A 15,869-nucleotide genomic window follows, 5' to 3' on the forward strand; every position below is an offset into this window, starting at 1 on the left:
CCCTCCGGGCCCACCATTCAGTCCGCCAGTTTTGGCGCGTTTTCGACCGTCTCAGAATAGAGTCGACATTTCCGTGGGTTAGCGCCGAGTAGTAGCCAACACTTGGCTGAGACTCCGCAGTGAGCGTCCAAAACACCTGACTTTTGGCCGTCCGTCTCTGTCGGGCGAATTCCGTAGCCAAGTGTTTGGCAAAGCGATGGTTGGCTGATCAGCCAGATGCACGCCGGATTGTGTCAGAAGCCGAGGAGTGCAGTCTGGCTGGTCCAGGAGTGTGGCAGGTCAGAGACCCGCGAGAGTCTGTGCGCCGTCAGTTGGACAGGCTGATCACCGGCAACGATGCTGGCGGTTATTTTCGGAGCGAGGAACGCAAAGGGAAGAAGTCGGCTCACCTGAGACGTGTCGGTGCCGTTGAGCATGGCAACGTCGGTGAGGCTGCGGTTGGCTCCGTCCGTAAGTTGGTTGAGGTAGAGGCGGGCTCGACGCACAAGGTCGATCAAGGCGCCATCGGGTTCTCGGCTGATGTTGGACCCGTCTGTAAGCACGATCCGCGTCTCGACACCGCGCCGCTTCATACCGATTGGACATTCGATCGAAGTTACTTGGGCGCTATCGTTGGGAGGCAGAGTACGGTCGAGAAGCAATTCCGATAGCGAGCGGCGATCGAGTTCGATCGTCAACGATCCGGGCTCGAGGGTGATCCTCCGAACGATCTTTTGAAGCATAAATCGCTTCGCTTCCGCCGTGTCTGATGCCCAACACGACCGCATCTTTTCGGCTCGCCGCATCGCCGACTGGATTTCGCCAGCGTCGGCCCATTGCTGAATCCAACCAGACAGTTGGGCCTGATCACTGAGAATTCGATTCAGGCGATGCTCAACAACTGATTCAAGTGCGGGCGCTGGAAGACGCCAACCCTCTGACCGTTTCCGGCGTTCATCGATGAACTGTTTTGAGACATAGTAGCGGTAGCGAACACCTTCTTTTTTCGCGTGAACCGACCGCAATTTCTCATCCGCTTCATCAAAGAGCAGACCGGTGAGCAAATGAGGTTGCGTGACATTGGAATCGCTTCGCCGCCGCGGCGCCTGCGCGGCGAGAAGTGCCTGAGTCTCCTCGAACGTGGCGGACGTGACGATCGGCTCGTGCTCTCCATTGTAGATCAGATCCTTGTGCTTGATCTTGCCGATGTAGATTGGGTTCGAAAGCAGGTGGTAGAGATTGCCGCGACCAAACGGCATGGTGACGGCAACAGATCCGTCTTTGCGTTGTCGTGTCCTTGCCGAGAGCCCGTCACTCGCAACCTCATCGACAAGATCCCGGACCGACTTCAGGGCGAGATAGCGATCGAACAGGTGTCTAACTGTTTGCGCTTCGGTTTCGTCAATCGCCAGCTTGCGGTTGTCGACGCGATAGCCCAGGGGCACCACGCCGCCCATCCACATGCCTTTCTTCTTCGATGCGGCGATCTTGTCGCGGATACGCTCTGCTGTGACCTCTCGCTCGAACTGAGCGAAGGACAAAAGCACGTTGAGCGTGAGCCTGCCCATTGAGGTCGTAGTGTTGAACTGCTGCGTCACCGACACGAAAGAAACGGAGCTGGCATCGAAGATCTCGACGATCTTGGAGAAATCCATCAGCGACCGGGTGAGGCGGTCGATCTTGTAAACAACCACCACATCGACTTTTTTGTCCCGGATGTCCTGCAGGAGACGCTGCAGGGCAGGGCGCTCCATCGTGCCGCCCGAAATGCCACCGTCGTCGTAGTGGTTTGGCACCAGCTTCCAGCCAAGACCTACTTGCGAAGTGATGAAGGCCGCGCAGGCTTCGCGCTGGGCATCGAGTGAGTTGAACTCCTGATCCAATCCCTCTTCGGTCGATTTTCGTGTGTAGATGGCACAGTTGAGGCGAGGCGTCATCGTCATAGCCCAAAGAACCTCGGGCCAGACCAATGGGCGCCGGTAATGCGGCGGGCGACAGCTGACAGCGATCCGTACGTCTTGCCGTCAAGCACGAAGCCGTCGTCGACAACTTCGACGATGTGCATTCGCCCATTCCACTCCCGCATCAGGCGGGAGCCGACTTTTGGCGGAAGAGATCGTAGCGACGACTTCAATGCCCTATCCGATAACGCTGGCCGGGCTAATGGAACTCCGTCCTGGCGATCCGGCCCACTATTGCTCGGGCGGATGGCGTTCGCGTTGGTCCCACGCGTGGTGCCTGTCCCGAGTGTTTTCTTGAGGGTCGAAGGCAAACCACCCAGTCGCTTGGCCTGGAGATGCCAGGTAGCTGACCGTTCAAGCAACCCACGTTTGACCCCTTTGGGTGGCGGGCAGCCATAAGCCCTCGCCCAAGCTGCTGACAGTTCGTCGCGCGTGAGATCGCCGACCCCGGCGATCTCACCATCCAAATCAAGTCGCTTGCGCATCGAGGTCAACCGGCAGTCTTCGTCTCGACAAGGCGATATCGCCGCTGTCCGTCCTTGCCTGTTTCGCTGAGGACTTCGTGGCCGAGCTTCTTCTTGACGGTGCCGGAGAGGAAGCCCCGGACCGAATGCGCCTGCCATCCCGTCGCATCCATCAGGGTTTGGATGGTCACGCCCTTGGCCGACTTCAGCTTTTTGAGGACGATGTCGGTTTTGGTCGCCGCCGCGGGCGCTTCGTCCTTGGCTTTTTTGTCCGTCATCGAGGCCGTGCTGGATTTCTGGCGCAGCTTTTGGATCATCCTGGTGCTCTGGTCGAGCTTGGATGTCGTCTCGCCCGTCTGGGGGTCGGCAGCGGTGGTCGTGATGTCAGTGAGGATAGCCATTTCAAGTCTCCGTCAGGTTCAAAGCCCGGGCCATTCCGGCGCTTGTACTGACCGAAGCCCGCTGTGCTGGCGGGCTGGAGATTCTGCTCGGCCTAATCCGCGGCTCTTCTGCTGCGCTGGGAACACCAATGCTTCGTTGCCGTATGAAGTCCAGTCGAATGTCGCTCCTAGTCGTTATTCGACAGGTTCCCCGAAGGCAGTAATTGCCCCTATCTCGGCCGGCAGCGGCGCACTGGCGCGATCCCGAAAGCGGCCACTCGCTTAGGCGCCTAAGCGAGGGTTTGAGTATTGCGGACTTCCACCAGGCGTGCTTGATGCCAACAAATCGCAAGACGCCGTTCGTAGCCGTGTGTGAGCTGGGCCAAGCAGGGGGTTTTATGAAGCAGATTGCTATCTTTAACCACAAGGGCGGAGTCGCGAAAACTACGATGACATTCCATTTGGCATGGATGTTATCAATGCTGGGCAAGCGGGTGATGGTCGTTGACTGCGACCCCCAATGCAATCTCACTGGGATTTTTCTCGGCGATATGGATACCGAGGACTATCCATTCGAAAGTGAGTCACCTCAGAAGCCGCGAAATATTCGAGACGCTGTGCGACCAGCCTTCGAATCTCGACCATATATGATCGAGGCGACCGAACTCTATGAGTCACCGGCCCAAAAGGGTCTATTCTTGCTCCCGGGCCATGTGGGTCTGTCCGAATATGAAAGTCAGCTTGCTGTCGCCCACGAACTCAGTAACACGCTGTCAGCACTCCAGAACATTCCAGGCGCTCTGCATCATGCCATTAGGAAATCTGCAGACCTTTTCGGTATAGACTATGCCCTGGTTGATATGAGCCCGAGCCTAGGAGCTATAAACCAAAACCTTTTTATGACGAGCGATGCCTTCATTCTGCCGATGGCGCCTGACCTGTTCTCGGCGATGGCACTTCGCTCCTTGGCGCGCACGCTTCCAAAGTGGGCAGAATGGGGGCGAAAAGCTTCCGCCAATGCACTATTGAAAATTGCTGATTACCCATTTCGCCCAGTTACGCCGGCCTATTTGGGTTCGACCGTAAACAACTTTCGAAAGCGGGCGAGAGGGGAGGAGCAGGCGAAGCCGACCCAAGCATTTCAAAAGTGGTTTGACCGGCTCGCGGAAGCGAGAAGCACTGATCTGCTGGTCGCCCTCGAAGCTTCGAAGATGCTTCTCCCCACTGAGACCTATGCTGCCGCAAATGCACCAACGAACGAGTTCCTTATGGAGATCGGGTCGTTGGACGGATTGATCGCGACGGCACAGGAGTTGGCTAAACCGGTGTTCGCGATCGATCTCGCGACCGACACCAACTTCCGAGGGAACGTAGCCGATACTTATCAAATAAAAATAAATGACGTTTATCAAGGGTTTAAATCCGGCGCGGAGAAGGTCATCGCCCTGACGGATATGTTCTGAACATGGAGCGGTTCAGCGGTGCAACAGCTACCTTCGAGCACGCCATCGAAAGGGCGCGTCAGATGGTTGCACTATTCGACGCGCTAACAGCATTGCGTCCCCACGAGCCTGCAAATGATGACGCACTAAGGTCAGCCTATTTTCTGGCTGTCAGTTCGTTTGACTTTTTTGCTCACGAACTGGCCGCCGTAGAAACCAAGCACCGTTTCACCAACGGTTTGAGGACAAGAAACATTCATCTTCCGATGGATGTTATGACTATCGCCGACGAGGAAGCGCGTATAGCAACGGCCGAGATCCACGTTCGACAAACAAATTCTTACAAAGCGTTTGTAGACCCGGCGAAGTTGGCGGAATTGCTATCTTGCTACTGTTTGAAGCCGTGGGACAGGTTGGCAATACTGATCAATTCCGGCCTCCCAGAGATTGAGCGTAAATCCACAGAGCACATAAAGGGGCAACTCAAAAGCGTCTGGAAACGGAGGAATCAGATCGCTCATGAAGCTGACGTAAACCCAACGCTCGCCGGCGTTTCACTCTGGCCAATCGACAAGGTCGACACAGAAATAACGATCAGTTTCATTTGCTCGATCGGCGCGCATATGCCGAAGGTGATTTCTGAGCCGCTATTGGATGATGAAGTGGAATAAAACGCTCGCCGCTGATCCCGCGAGAACTGAGGCTGAGGTAGGGTAACCACAACCGGCGATGTCTCGATTCTCACGTTAGCGATGTCAAACCGGACATTCTGCTTGCGGCCCCAAAAGGCTGGCGGGCGGCAATGCGCCCCTTCCTGGACATTACCAAAGCACCATGGGGAATTCTGACCCACTTCCCGAACTTCATGGCCTTCGCCTCGCTGGAATGTCTAACGCGACTCCGTCATGATCTTCCGGCCCTGTCGAGCGACGCTGCCAAAGCCAGTGACGCCGATGCAGGTGATGTGTACAGGCTTGATCAGTGCAGCAGATCCGCCCGGCGACATTTCTTTTTGCAGCACGCGCCTTACGCGACATGGGCGACGGCTTCGTGGCCGTTCTGTTGCCTGTCTATTTCCTCGCATTAGGCTTCGCGCCTCTGCAGGTCGGCATTATAGCGACCGCGTCGCTTCTCGGTTCCGCGCTGCTGACCATAGGTGTCGGGCTTCTTGGCGCACGATACGATCACCGCCAACTCCTGCTTGCCGCCGCCAGTCTGATGATCGCCACGGGTGTGGCCTTTGCCGCGGTCCAAGATTACGCGCTGCTTTTGGTGATCGCGTTCGCAGGCACCATCAACCCGTCGGCCGGCAGCGTCAGCATCTTCGTGCCGTTGGAGCATGCCGTGCTCACACGTGAAGTGACTGATACCGGGCGGACCAAGATGTTCGCGCGATATAGCTTGGTGGGTGCGCTGGCAGCCGCGGTTGGCGCGCTCGCTTCGGCGACACCTGATCTTCTGGTTCCAGTCGGCCTCGACCAACTCACCGGAATCAAGGCGATGTTCGTGCTCTACGCGTTGCTCGGCCTGCTCGGCGGCCTCCTCTACGCGCGGATCCCGCAGCGCCCTCCAACAGTGGTCTCCGGCACCGCATCCGCGCTCGGCCCTTCGCGCAATATTGTTTTCAAGCTTGCGGCACTTTTTAGCCTTGATGCTTTCGCCGGCGGCTTTGTCGTCCAGTCGCTGCTTGCCCTATGGCTTTTCGAAAAATTCGACCTGTCGCTCTCGGAAGCCGGCTTTTTCTTCTTCTGGTCGGGCGTACTTTCGGCGTTCTCATTCCCCGTTGCAGCTTGGCTGTCTCGGCACATCGGACTCATCAACACGATGGTGTTCACACATATTCCGTCCAGCCTGGCCCTGATGCCGGCGGCGCTTGCGCCGACGCTCCCTCTGGCGCTCGCTTTGCTGCTGGTTCGCGCCGCACTTTCGCAGATGGATGTGCCCACGCGCTCTTCCTACGTGATGGCGGTTGTCACCGAGGTGGAGCGGGCAGCCGCCGCGAGCTTCACATCGGTCCCGCGCAGCCTGGCCGCCGCAGCCAGTCCCGCGCTGGCGGGCGCTCTGTTCGCTGCCTCGTTCCGGGCTTGGCCCCTCCTCATCTGCGGTGCACTGAAGATCGCTTACGATCTGCTGCTGCTGATGCAGTTTCGGCACCTCAAGCCGCCGGAGGAACGGTGATGCAGCCGCACCGGTTTGGGGTGTTTGACCAGGATGGGTCAATCGCGAAGGAAAACGTTGGAAGGTTGTCCATCACTTCCGGCTGTCGCGGAGCGCGAAATGTCGCCTCGCTTCCTCATGACATTGTCTGCCGCACTTTATCTGACATCATCGGTGTTTGCCGGGGCAGGATCACCCGTTCCGTCGAACGTCTGCTATCGAGCGTGGAAAAGCCGCTGCAGAAGGCCCGCATCGGGTCAAATCTTCCGGTTGTTGAACCGACAAGTTGCGCCACATCGAGACCTTGCATTCACGCTTGCGAAGGTCGCGTTCAGGCGCCTTCTCGGACACTCGCTTCAGAGCGCCGGCAACCAGGCGCGTGACCACCGCGCGTCTGCGTGTCGGACGCGCCGATTTCGTCAATTGATATAAACGACGACGTAGCGACCGCCGTATGGCTGGTAGTAAGTGCCACCGCAGCTCCAAACCACAGTCCCGTTGACCGATGTCTGCACACACCCCGCCGGCAACGCGGCGACATAGATAGTCGAACGCCGAACGACTCGGCGTGTGGTGCGCCTTGCGACGCCCGCCACGCTACCCGGCGTTGCCGGCCGGCCCACGCGCGCCTGCGCGTCGCTGACCAGGCTCCCGAAAGGAGTGAGCGAGCCGACTCCGTCGGCAAGGATCATGGCGAATGCGGCGACGGCAATGCCGGCCAACTTCGAGCGATGTCTGGTCATTTTGCTCCCTCCGCAGAAAGCTCGCCGATCTGGTCGGCGGTGATCCCTTCAAGCTTGGTGGCGCCTTCCGGCGGTGTGAACGTGAACTGCGCCGACTCGATCTGCGGCGCTACATTCCAGTCGCTAAGCCGCAAGGCGTATTGCGGCGCGCCGGTGACCCACTTGGTGGTGATTACGTATTTTAGCGGCAGTGGCTGATCGCCCTTCTGAACCCAGATCTGCCAGTCGACCCTCGGATTGCGAAACGCAAGCTGGTCACACTCGACCCCACCAACCAGGCCAGTCCCGACATAAACACCCTTCGTCGCGTCCTCGGTGAGCACGGCATAAGCGTCTACGGCGAAGAGGTCGGCTCCGGAGGCGTCGAAGCCGGTCGCAGCCCGGACCTCTTCGACTGCGTCGTCGATCGTCGGGCCGGGGCTTTCGAGCTGACCGTAGGCATTGACCTTCTTGCCGTAGATCGAGATCGTCTTGCCGTCGAACGTCATCTCGGCATCGACGAATGCTCCCTTGCGGGAGACATGCAGCTTGCCGGGGCGTTCGAGCGCAACCGATCCCGACGCGCTGTATTGCAGCTTCTGGCCTTCGGTGTCGATCACCTCGCTATCGGTGTCATAGTTGACCGTGAAGGCTTTCAGCCCGGCGACGTAGTCCGCCATCGAATGAAGGATTTTGTCCGCCTCCGGCTCTATCTGTTGGGCCCTGGCCGGGGCTTCACTCACCCCCAGCGCAAGGGAACACGCGCCGACGGTCACCCAAAACCGCGCCGAGTGGCTATTCTCCACTGCGATCATCATTCGTATCCTCCCTTTTTGTGCGTCAAAAACGAAACACGGCGCCAAGGATCGGTCCGTGCTGTATTACGTCATAGACGAAACCATCATTCTCGTAGTCGACACCCGCGGCGCGATAGCCAGCCACGGCAGAAATCGTGTCGGTGAACTGATAGCCAACGCCGCCCATTACATCCCAAACAATATCCGAAGAGGCGCCGCCGCCGATCAGCGCCCAGGTCGTCAGATAGAGTTGCGGGTTGATGGACACGCGTCCCTTCAATCCGACGATAGGATCGGCCCAGGTCTCCTGTTGCGACAGCTCAAGACCACCGAGCAAACCTGGCGGGTTGAGGTCGAGTTCATTCTTGATGGAGAACAGCCGAAAGCCTGCGAACGCGTCGACGCTGGCATCCGGCTGGTCGAGCAGCCGATACTCGCCGGCGGCTGTCCACATCAAGCTGTGCGCCGTTGCGTCCACGCTGCTGGCGAGAATGCCGAATGGCGTGTCGGAGGAAGTCGATAGCTTGACGTAGTTGAGGTCGGTGAAGACGCCGAACCGCTCATAGCGGGCTTCGGCCAATCCCATGACTGCTATGTCGAGGTTATCCAGGATGTCACCAATAGTGGCGTCGACATGTGCGGTTCTGCCTCCGGCACCGACATCGCCCTCAAGACCCGCGAGCCAGCCGTATAGGCTGACTGTGAACGTCCAGCCCGACGGGTCCTTGTACTCGACTGTGTTAGCCCCGGGGTAGACCGCATCCGCGGCACTAGCCGCGCCTATAGATCCGAAAAGGCTGCATAGGCCGGCCACTATCAAATTGCGCATTTTCATCATTCCCTCTCTTGTCCCGAAGCGGCTTTTGGCGCGCTTCTGATGCTCCTTTTCAGCCAGCCGGCGTATACCAGACGGGCGAGGTGTATGCCCGGTCTTGGATCGAAGTCGGCGCTTCGGGAGGCAGCTCTGTTCCGAAGAACTTGGCATCGTACGTCGTCCACCGCGGTGTCGGGATTTCGAGCACGCGCACGTAGTAGAAAGCCCGCTCGCTAGGGTTGAATTCCGGGTCGCGCCAATACGCCGCCAGAAGCGGTGCGCCGATAGTATTGGTGTAGGTCGCTTGTTCGACATCCACGGTGTTGCCGACCGGCGGCAGCTTGCCGTCTGCGCCCGGCTGGCGGTCTCCTGACCAAACGACATCGTAGACCTTTTCTTGCAGGTCGCCCTGCGCATCCATCGATCCCTTTACGATCTGGATGCGGTCGAGATTGGCGCCGTCGGCATCGCGCAGCGAGCGGATCAGAAATGCCGGTGCTTTTCCCTCCGGGGCGGCTGAAAGATCACCGCCCATTGGCACACCCATGCGGTAGCCGTACTCAGCGAAATCGTGCCTCTGGACATCGTCCGCCACGAAGTCGAATCCGGCGAAGATGCGGACCAAGAGCCGCGTACCGGTCGTGGCGTAGACCTCCTTGCGCGCCATCGCGTCCCAGAGCGCCTCGCGCGTGTTGTCTGTCGCCCAGACCGCGGCCATTCCCGATGCGCTGCCTTGCCAGACGTACTGCCTCGCCTCTGGATCCGGACTAAATCGCCCCGTGGCCACCTCGAAGAACCGCTCGGGTCTGGCAGACGGCTCCGTCAGTGCGATCTTTCCGAAGAAGTTGTCCTCTGTTGAGGTTGAAAGGGCGGTGTGGGAATCGGTCGAGCCGACCAGACCGAACTTGAACGGGTTGGCGCCAAGCTCCGCTTCGTATTTCAGCCCTCGCTTCAGCGCTTCGCGCGCGTATTCCCGCGGCAGCATATCGGGGGTGTGTTGACCAGGTCCGAAGCTGCCTTTGTCCCAGGTCTCGAAATCGGCAAACTCGTCGTTGGGCGACAAAGCCGGATGGGCCTCACCGTCACCTTTCGACTGTGTGACTTCGTAGATCGGCTCCCAGCGCATGCGGCTAGTGGCATAGTCGCGGTCGATGGGTTTCTTTGCGGTCAGGGTCACGTCGTCGAACATCATCCCGAGTGACAGATTGCCATTGTGTGGGATGGCGAGGACCTTTCCGCCGGTCCGCTGTTCATAGCTTGCCATCCAATTCCACAAGTCCTCCGGATCAACGCTGTCGTACTGCGAAAACGGAATGATCTGATTGGCCTTCTCCTTGTCATCACGGAAAATGACGTTGCGGTGCAGGTTGTTGCCATCTGGCGACGCACTCCACTCGTATCCAATCATGGCCGTAAACTTTCCCGGGTCGTTGTATGTCTCGGCCGCCGTGGTCAGACGCTCCCACATGCTACGCGTCAGTACCTCGTTTCCTTTGAGCGGATCGATCCGCTCAGTCATGGCTTTGCCCCAGGCGTTGTATGCGTCGCCGCCCTTGCCGCTTTTGACCAGGTCATAAACGGTTTTGCCGAAACTCGTCCTAAGCAGGTCAGGGTTCGACTCCGCGATCATGTTGGCCAAGCCAAGGTTCTCGGCGTGATCGGTGATGACGAGGAAATCGAGCGGACGCTGCAGGCGCACACGCAAACCCGTATTGGACGTGACCTCCTCGCCCCGGGCAAAACGATAGGCCTCGTCCGGTCCGAGGCGCGTGCCGAACAGGCCGGCGTCGGTTGAGTAGGAAGTGTGTAAGTGGGTGTCACCGAAGTACACCCGGTCGGGGTAGCCCTTGGCGAGGTAAGGCGAATACTCGCGCTTCCCCACCGGTGTCTTGCCAGAGTCCAGATTCAATTCCTGCGCCAAAGCGCTCGGTGACAAGGCGATAGCTCCGGCGACAGCCAGCGCGGAGACTGCTGCACTTGCTGCTAAAGCAACCCCGGCCAAAGAAATGAATGCAAATGCGCGCATGACTCCCTCCAATCAAGGTTCAATTTCGCCGCAGCTAGGACGGACATCGCTGCCGAGACAAAGCGTGCGTCGGTTCTGGCTATCCTCTCGGGGCGGCGCGCTCAGTTTTGCACCGACCTGCTGATAATTGCGGACGAACGCGGCGATCTGTGCATCCTCACCGTAAAGGCGGACTACGCCGCGTGCGTACGCTTTGCCAAAAGTGAGACGGCCCGCGGCGATTTCGGCGATGACTGCTTCGCCGGTAACGATCACCAGATCGCCGTGCTCGGGTCCCGAGGCGTGGACAGCCGTCCGCGGGCCGTCGGTGCTCGGCTGGAACCGCGCCCACAACATCGGCTCGATCAGGACGACGGCGACCGGTGTCCGCAAGTGCTCGTATGCGCTGAACATTGCACCGAATTGCTCAAGCGAGGTCTTGGCCAGCCGCAATCGGTGTCCGAACAAATCCACGCCCCCGCGATTGAAATTCGCAAGCGGGAGCCGCCGGGCCGCGACCTCCGTTGATATTGCCCCAAAGACGTGGAGAGAATCGGGATAGCTCAAGTTGAGCGAACCGCGCGAGACCGACTGCGGGTCTTCATAGCCGCAGGCAGATCCTTCAGAGCCGGGCGCTAAGGCGATAAAGCCCGCCGCCGCGGCCGCCACGAGAACGGCAGATCGCTTCGGATGTCTGAGAGACCTCATCGTGGTGGTCCTCATAGAAACATCGCATCGAGCCGCTCGACGCTCCAGTATGCCGCGACGATGCCGATCGCGTACGCGGAGGTGATGGCCGCCTCGCGCGGGATGGTGACGAGCCGCCGCACACAATAGACGGCGCTCAGCAACACGGTGATGAAAGCCAGTTGTCCGAGCTCGACGCCGATGTTGAACGCCAGCAGCGCCAGCGGGATGTCGCCTTGCGGCAGGCCGAGCTCGGCAAGCGCGCCGGCAAAACCGAAGCCATGCAAAAGACCGAAAGCGAAGGCCACGATCCACGGGCTGGTGATCGCGAAACTGACTTGGCCACGCTGCATGCGCACCACCTCCGCTGCGACCATGACGATGCTGATCGCGATCATGGTTTCCACCGGCGCCGATGGCAGGGTCAGCCATCCCATTGTCGCGCAAGTGAGCGTAATGGAATGCGCGACCGTGAATGCGGTGATGGCCTTCACAAGCTTGCGCCAGTCGCGCACGATCAGCATCAGGGCGGCGACGAAGAGCAGATGGTCGAAGCCCAACGCGATGTGCTCGATGCCTTGGCCGACATAGGTCACGAAGACGCCCCAGCCGCTCTGAAATGCAGGGATCAGTGCCGATGGCTCACTCGGCGTGAGCCGCGTCGTCCACGTATTCCCATCGGCGAATTGCACCCGCACAAGCGCGTCGGTCATCGTGTTCCGCAGCCCGTCGATCACCACGTTCTGCCCGGCAAGCGGCTCCAGAGCCCGTATGCGCCAGGTCTGCACCATTGCGTTACCCGTGGTGTGCGAGACCACCGGGGTCAGGCTTTCGACCTTGCCGGAGAACAGGGCCGACAGCGCGAGGCGAGCATCGCCCCGCATCGGCGTCTTGAACAGCACGCTGAATTCGTTCGGCGCATGCTCCTCGACGCTGAGATAGGCGGGCCGCACCTCGTGCGCCGAAGCGGTCAGCGAGAAAGGCATCGCTACGGCCGCCGTCAGCAGCAGCCAGAAGCACTTTGCTCCAACGCTGGCGGTCCAGGCGACCGTGTGTCGAACGAGCCCGGTCATTGCGCGGCCACATTGGCTGCAGGTTCGGGCAGCACCGCCTTGACGCTCTCGTCCAGCTCGACGCCATATTTCTTGCGCAGCTCGGCCAGATAGACGTTGGCTAGCTCTGTCTGCTTCTCCTTGCGCCACTCAGCGATGACGTCGTCCCTGACCGTTTCGAATGGCTTGAGCTCGGTCGAAGTACGCTTCGTCAGCTGCACCAGATGCAGGCCGTAGCCGGATTTGATCGGCCCCTGCCATTCGCCCGGCGCGAGCGCAAAAACTGCCCGCGCAAAGTCGGCGCCGAACATCTGCGACAGCGCCAACTCGTCGGTATCGACGAAGCGGTCACCAAACAGCAGCCGATCGCCTGCGGCCGCGTCGCCTTCGCTCCCTGCCCTCAGCTCAGCCATTACTGCTAGGGCATCGGCCTGAGCGTCCTTGCGTTGCTCTGGATTGAAATAGGCCTGCCTGATTGAGATCTTTCCCGGTATCTCGAAGCGGCCCGAGTTGGCCGCATGGAACCGGCGAAGCTCGTCCTCGGTCGGCTCGGCAAGCTGCGCCGTGTCTTCGACCAGGAACTCGAGCTTCTGCGCGAGCCGGCGGCGAATGATGGTGTCGTCCTCCTCGAGGCCCATCTCGCGGGCCTCACGCGCCAGCAATTTCTCCTTCAGCAACTCGTCGAGGAGCCCCTTCAGCTCGTCGGCGGTGGGCTCGCGCAGCCATTGGCTCGACCATGTCTGCTTCAGCCAGCGCACGTCGCCTTCGCTAATGTGTACCGGCTCCACAGCGCTGGTCTCGATGCTCTCGCCGCTCAGCCATGAATAGGCGCTGAAGAGGACCACGCCTGCGACGGCGAAATGCAGCAGGGGCTCCCTCAGCCATGTCATGCGGCGACCCAGTGGCTTCGCCTGTGGCTTACGCTGAACCTCAGCGCCAATGATCAGGCGTGGCTTCTGTTCTCAGTCGGCGTAGCTCGAAGGCACGTTTTCCAAGGCACGTGTTCACGCTCATCTGCTATCCCGTTTGACAGCGCTTCATGTATTTGGTGGTCCAGGAATACATGTTGTTGCCGCCGATGCGGCCACGCAGCCCCTCCTCCCTCTGAACCGAAGCCAATGCTGCTTGGCGACCTTTCGGATCGAAGCTTCCGTACAACGTTCGCCTCGCGAGCGATCTCTGCCACCCGGCGCGGAACGCACCTCTCTATAGTGCATCAAGATACCAGAGGGATTGTGCAAGTCTATCCGAATCTGGTGTAGCTGTTGAGGCTGTGTCCAAATATCCAGATCTTGCAAATCCGTCGCAACCGCGACGGCTTGGCACGAGGACCAAGTCCCGCGTCCAACAACTCCCACTCACCTACCTACCGGCCGAGTTGGTCCAGCGCGGCGCGGGCCGGAGCGCTGGAGATCTTGATCAGTCCGCCGTAGGGCTGATCCATTGAGAGGATCAGATAAATCGCACCTGCGACAGCGAGAGCGGCAACGCACAGCGCCGAGACAGTAACGGGATTTTGGGGAGCAAACAGGCCGAAGCTCGCGAAGACTACCGTGAGCCAAAATACGACGATCACGAGAAAGGGCCAGTGAATTCGACTGCCTACCTGCTGAAATGTCGACCACTGGGCTGCAGCGATGTCACGGCTGATCTGCAGCGCGGTCGACTGAAACCAACGCTGAGCATCATTCTGCGGTGAAAGGGCAAGAATTTTTTGTTGAAGAAGCCCGATTCCGGTGTCGGAACCGATAACCTCTGGCGCCACTCCAACCGCATTTTCCTCCGGCCAGATTTGGTTCACTCTTGCAGCGACCAACCGCTTGAAGAGATCACGGTGCTCCCGGGTCTCAGCTCCATACAGCGCCATCGTGCGATCGAGCAGAATGATTTGCGCTGCTATGTCTCTCAGTTTGCTTTCTTTATCGTCAAGAGAACTCTTGGCGGAAGCGGTCATCAGGCCGAGAACCAGCGCCGCCAACGTCGCGACCATGGCCATGGAAACTTTTATAACGTCTTTGGCGTCTCCGCTCAGTTGATGCTGAGGCAGGAGCCTCGTGAGATACATCCCTAACAACGCGCCACCAAGAACGCACACGAACACGATAACGCTGATCGCCAAAGTGCTCATGCTCTCATCTTAGGCCCAGTAGAACCCAACTCCACCGGCTGTGATGACCGGCATAAGTGGACGCCCGACATTCTCACCTGCAATCGTGGGATTACGCATCCTCCCGCGCATGCGAGTTGAAAGCGCGCCTACAACTGGCGCTCGTTTCCGCCGCAAATCAGATGCATATATTAGCACAGGGGCATGGTCGATGATACGGTTTCAGTCGCCTTGCTTTTTGCAGGTCGATTGCATTCTTGCTGTTTGGAATACAACTTGGCGGCCCACGCCCCCGTTTACTAGAGCGTGAACGGCGAGGTCACAGATGCCGAGCATGCAACAGGACATACTGCCAGGGCGTATGCTCACTACCGCATTGATCACGATGATGGTCACCGCATGCGGCACGCGCGGCGAGTTGTCATTCATGCCGGATGGCGCCGTTCCCGGTACCATCGAAACGGTTTTGGTCAGCACGGCAAGGGCGCCAGCTGCCGCCCCTGCTCTCTATTCAAATGCGCGTTCACCCAACCCACAGTTCGCTCGGTTTGACATTTCCGTTCCGCCCAAGCGTGAGCAGGGGACCGTCACGTTCTCGAAGGGCAACAAGGTCGATCCAGAGACCGATTTTGTCGTGACATCCGTCGAACGGCTGCAAGACAATCGTGCCTTCCTGTCGGCCGTAAACGCTGAAGTTGCACGCTTTCTCTTGATGGACACCTTGCGGCTCATGGCGCGGACTGAAAACGACACCTTCTTCCAAAAGGTGAACGCAGTTATCCTTATTTCGCCCGATATTGAAATCGACGTGTTCCGCAAGGAGGCCGAACCCGTCATTGCACGTGGCGTGAAAATCTACGTTATCGTCTCGAAGGACGACCGGGCGCTTAGATTCTCCGCCCGCCTCCGTGGCGAGCGCTCGCGCCTCGGGTCCATCAAGAGTGCTGACGAACTGGGAGGGCTTCCAGTAACCGTCGTTGACCTTTCCGCCGTGGAGAGTCCCGACTCTCTCGGGCACTTCAAAGCGGGCACCTCGCCCTCCGTCGTCGCCTTCGTTCGCGCCCTCCACACATCTGGCGGCGGCGCCTTCAACCAAGGCAACCAGCCTGGTCTGATCTCGGGCAACGTCGCAGTCGTGCAGCAGGGTTCGAACATTCTGCTGAAGCCGGTCGGCGGTGCGGCCCGATAGGCCGGCTGAACACCCAAGCATCGGCTCCAGCGAACGGCAGTCGTCGCACCGAAACCGGACGATCGACGGTGTGCGGTTGGTCGGCAGCTATGGTGAAGGTTTTTCGATGCGGG

At 59.4% G+C, this 15,869-nt stretch carries 15 protein-coding genes; 4 read left to right on the forward strand and 11 right to left on the reverse strand.

Annotated elements, in window-relative coordinates:
• Positions 1-233 precede the first annotated feature (233 nt).
• The 3 genes from BQ8794_RS23785 to BQ8794_RS23795 are packed head-to-tail and all read right to left on the reverse strand — an operon-like array spanning position 234 to position 2,805.
• On the reverse strand, positions 234-1,916 hold the full coding sequence (locus BQ8794_RS23785) for a recombinase family protein (protein ID WP_244555074.1): 1,683 nt from the start codon (positions 1,914-1,916) through the stop codon (positions 234-236).
• Positions 1,917-1,918: 2 nt separating this feature from the next.
• Positions 1,919-2,425 carry a DUF2924 domain-containing protein gene (locus BQ8794_RS23790; RefSeq protein ID WP_077381077.1) on the reverse strand — a complete coding sequence of 169 codons (507 nt, stop codon included), beginning with the start codon at positions 2,423-2,425 and terminating at the stop codon, positions 1,919-1,921.
• Between the two features lie 5 nt (positions 2,426-2,430).
• Positions 2,431-2,805, reverse strand: coding sequence for a DUF3489 domain-containing protein (locus tag BQ8794_RS23795; RefSeq protein WP_244555075.1), 375 nt, complete (start codon positions 2,803-2,805; stop codon positions 2,431-2,433).
• Between the two features lie 377 nt (positions 2,806-3,182).
• Here BQ8794_RS23795 and BQ8794_RS23800 point away from each other — a divergent pair, with 377 nt between their 5' ends.
• The 3 genes from BQ8794_RS23800 to BQ8794_RS23810 all read left to right on the forward strand — a co-directional run bounded on the left by BQ8794_RS23800 (position 3,183) and on the right by BQ8794_RS23810 (position 6,404).
• On the forward strand, positions 3,183-4,247 hold the full coding sequence (locus tag BQ8794_RS23800; RefSeq protein ID WP_167378816.1) for a ParA family protein: 1,065 nt from the start codon (positions 3,183-3,185) through the stop codon (positions 4,245-4,247).
• A 2-nt stretch (positions 4,248-4,249) separates the two neighbouring features.
• The gene (locus BQ8794_RS23805; RefSeq protein WP_077381079.1) at positions 4,250-4,897 is read left to right on the forward strand and encodes a hypothetical protein; all 648 of its coding nucleotides are present in this window, start codon (positions 4,250-4,252) and stop codon (positions 4,895-4,897) included.
• Positions 4,898-5,261: 364 nt separating this feature from the next.
• Positions 5,262-6,404: an MFS transporter gene (locus BQ8794_RS23810; RefSeq protein ID WP_244555076.1), complete on the forward strand. Its 1,143-nt coding sequence runs from the start codon at positions 5,262-5,264 to the stop codon at positions 6,402-6,404.
• A gap of 398 nt (positions 6,405-6,802) precedes the next feature.
• Here BQ8794_RS23810 and BQ8794_RS23815 read toward each other — a convergent pair whose 3' ends face one another.
• From BQ8794_RS23815 to BQ8794_RS23850, 8 genes are all read right to left on the reverse strand, one after another.
• Positions 6,803-7,075, reverse strand: a complete 273-nt coding sequence (locus BQ8794_RS23815) for a hypothetical protein (protein ID WP_425293572.1) — start codon at positions 7,073-7,075, stop codon at positions 6,803-6,805.
• A 47-nt stretch (positions 7,076-7,122) separates the two neighbouring features.
• Positions 7,123-7,923, reverse strand: a complete 801-nt coding sequence (locus BQ8794_RS23820) for a DUF2092 domain-containing protein (RefSeq protein WP_244555077.1) — start codon at positions 7,921-7,923, stop codon at positions 7,123-7,125.
• A 22-nt stretch (positions 7,924-7,945) separates the two neighbouring features.
• Positions 7,946-8,731, reverse strand: a complete 786-nt coding sequence (locus BQ8794_RS23825) for a porin family protein (protein WP_244555078.1) — start codon at positions 8,729-8,731, stop codon at positions 7,946-7,948.
• A 58-nt stretch (positions 8,732-8,789) separates the two neighbouring features.
• Positions 8,790-10,742 carry a DUF3604 domain-containing protein gene (locus tag BQ8794_RS23830; RefSeq protein WP_077381083.1) on the reverse strand — a complete coding sequence of 651 codons (1,953 nt, stop codon included), beginning with the start codon at positions 10,740-10,742 and terminating at the stop codon, positions 8,790-8,792.
• Positions 10,743-10,754: 12 nt separating this feature from the next.
• A complete protein-coding gene (locus BQ8794_RS23835; protein WP_077381084.1) occupies positions 10,755-11,390 on the reverse strand; it encodes a hypothetical protein in 636 nt (211 codons plus the stop codon).
• 50 nt (positions 11,391-11,440) lie between these two features.
• Positions 11,441-12,481, reverse strand: coding sequence for a HupE/UreJ family protein (locus BQ8794_RS23840; protein WP_077381085.1), 1,041 nt, complete (start codon positions 12,479-12,481; stop codon positions 11,441-11,443).
• Positions 12,478-13,350 (reverse strand): peptidyl-prolyl cis-trans isomerase, encoded by an 873-nt coding sequence (locus BQ8794_RS23845; RefSeq protein ID WP_077381086.1) that lies wholly within the window; start codon positions 13,348-13,350, stop codon positions 12,478-12,480. The genes BQ8794_RS23840 and BQ8794_RS23845 overlap by 4 nt, the downstream gene beginning before the upstream one ends.
• Before the next feature lie 476 nt (positions 13,351-13,826).
• Positions 13,827-14,588 carry a bestrophin-like domain gene (locus BQ8794_RS23850; protein WP_077381087.1) on the reverse strand — a complete coding sequence of 254 codons (762 nt, stop codon included), beginning with the start codon at positions 14,586-14,588 and terminating at the stop codon, positions 13,827-13,829.
• A 313-nt stretch (positions 14,589-14,901) separates the two neighbouring features.
• Between BQ8794_RS23850 and BQ8794_RS23855 the strand changes: the two genes are divergently transcribed.
• Positions 14,902-15,756, forward strand: a complete 855-nt coding sequence (locus BQ8794_RS23855; RefSeq protein ID WP_167378817.1) for an alpha/beta hydrolase — start codon at positions 14,902-14,904, stop codon at positions 15,754-15,756.
• Positions 15,757-15,869 lie beyond the last annotated feature (113 nt).

Origin of the sequence: Mesorhizobium prunaredense, from assembly GCF_900156895.1 — a bacterium.
In the GTDB taxonomy this organism is placed as follows: Bacteria; Pseudomonadota; Alphaproteobacteria; order Rhizobiales; family Rhizobiaceae; genus Mesorhizobium; species Mesorhizobium prunaredense.

What these genes read in the sequence shown, in the direction of transcription:
- BQ8794_RS23800 (WP_167378816.1), top strand. Translation starts at nt 3,183, where the DNA reads ATGAAGCAGATTGCTATCTTTAACCACAAGGGCGGAGTCGCGAAAACT.
- BQ8794_RS23825 (WP_244555078.1), bottom strand. Translation starts at nt 8,731, where the DNA reads ATGCGCAATTTGATAGTGGCCGGCCTATGCAGCCTTTTCGGATCTATA.
- BQ8794_RS23820 (WP_244555077.1), bottom strand. Translation starts at nt 7,923, where the DNA reads ATGATGATCGCAGTGGAGAATAGCCACTCGGCGCGGTTTTGGGTGACC.
- BQ8794_RS23850 (WP_077381087.1), bottom strand. Translation starts at nt 14,588, where the DNA reads ATGAGCACTTTGGCGATCAGCGTTATCGTGTTCGTGTGCGTTCTTGGT.
- BQ8794_RS23830 (WP_077381083.1), bottom strand. Translation starts at nt 10,742, where the DNA reads ATGCGCGCATTTGCATTCATTTCTTTGGCCGGGGTTGCTTTAGCAGCA.
- BQ8794_RS23855 (WP_167378817.1), top strand. Translation starts at nt 14,902, where the DNA reads ATGCAACAGGACATACTGCCAGGGCGTATGCTCACTACCGCATTGATC.
- BQ8794_RS23810 (WP_244555076.1), top strand. Translation starts at nt 5,262, where the DNA reads ATGGGCGACGGCTTCGTGGCCGTTCTGTTGCCTGTCTATTTCCTCGCA.
- BQ8794_RS23805 (WP_077381079.1), top strand. Translation starts at nt 4,250, where the DNA reads ATGGAGCGGTTCAGCGGTGCAACAGCTACCTTCGAGCACGCCATCGAA.
- BQ8794_RS23795 (WP_244555075.1), bottom strand. Translation starts at nt 2,805, where the DNA reads ATGGCTATCCTCACTGACATCACGACCACCGCTGCCGACCCCCAGACG.
- BQ8794_RS23815 (WP_425293572.1), bottom strand. Translation starts at nt 7,075, where the DNA reads ATGATCCTTGCCGACGGAGTCGGCTCGCTCACTCCTTTCGGGAGCCTG.
- BQ8794_RS23790 (WP_077381077.1), bottom strand. Translation starts at nt 2,425, where the DNA reads ATGCGCAAGCGACTTGATTTGGATGGTGAGATCGCCGGGGTCGGCGAT.
- BQ8794_RS23785 (WP_244555074.1), bottom strand. Translation starts at nt 1,916, where the DNA reads ATGACGCCTCGCCTCAACTGTGCCATCTACACACGAAAATCGACCGAA.
- BQ8794_RS23845 (WP_077381086.1), bottom strand. Translation starts at nt 13,350, where the DNA reads ATGACATGGCTGAGGGAGCCCCTGCTGCATTTCGCCGTCGCAGGCGTG.
- BQ8794_RS23840 (WP_077381085.1), bottom strand. Translation starts at nt 12,481, where the DNA reads ATGACCGGGCTCGTTCGACACACGGTCGCCTGGACCGCCAGCGTTGGA.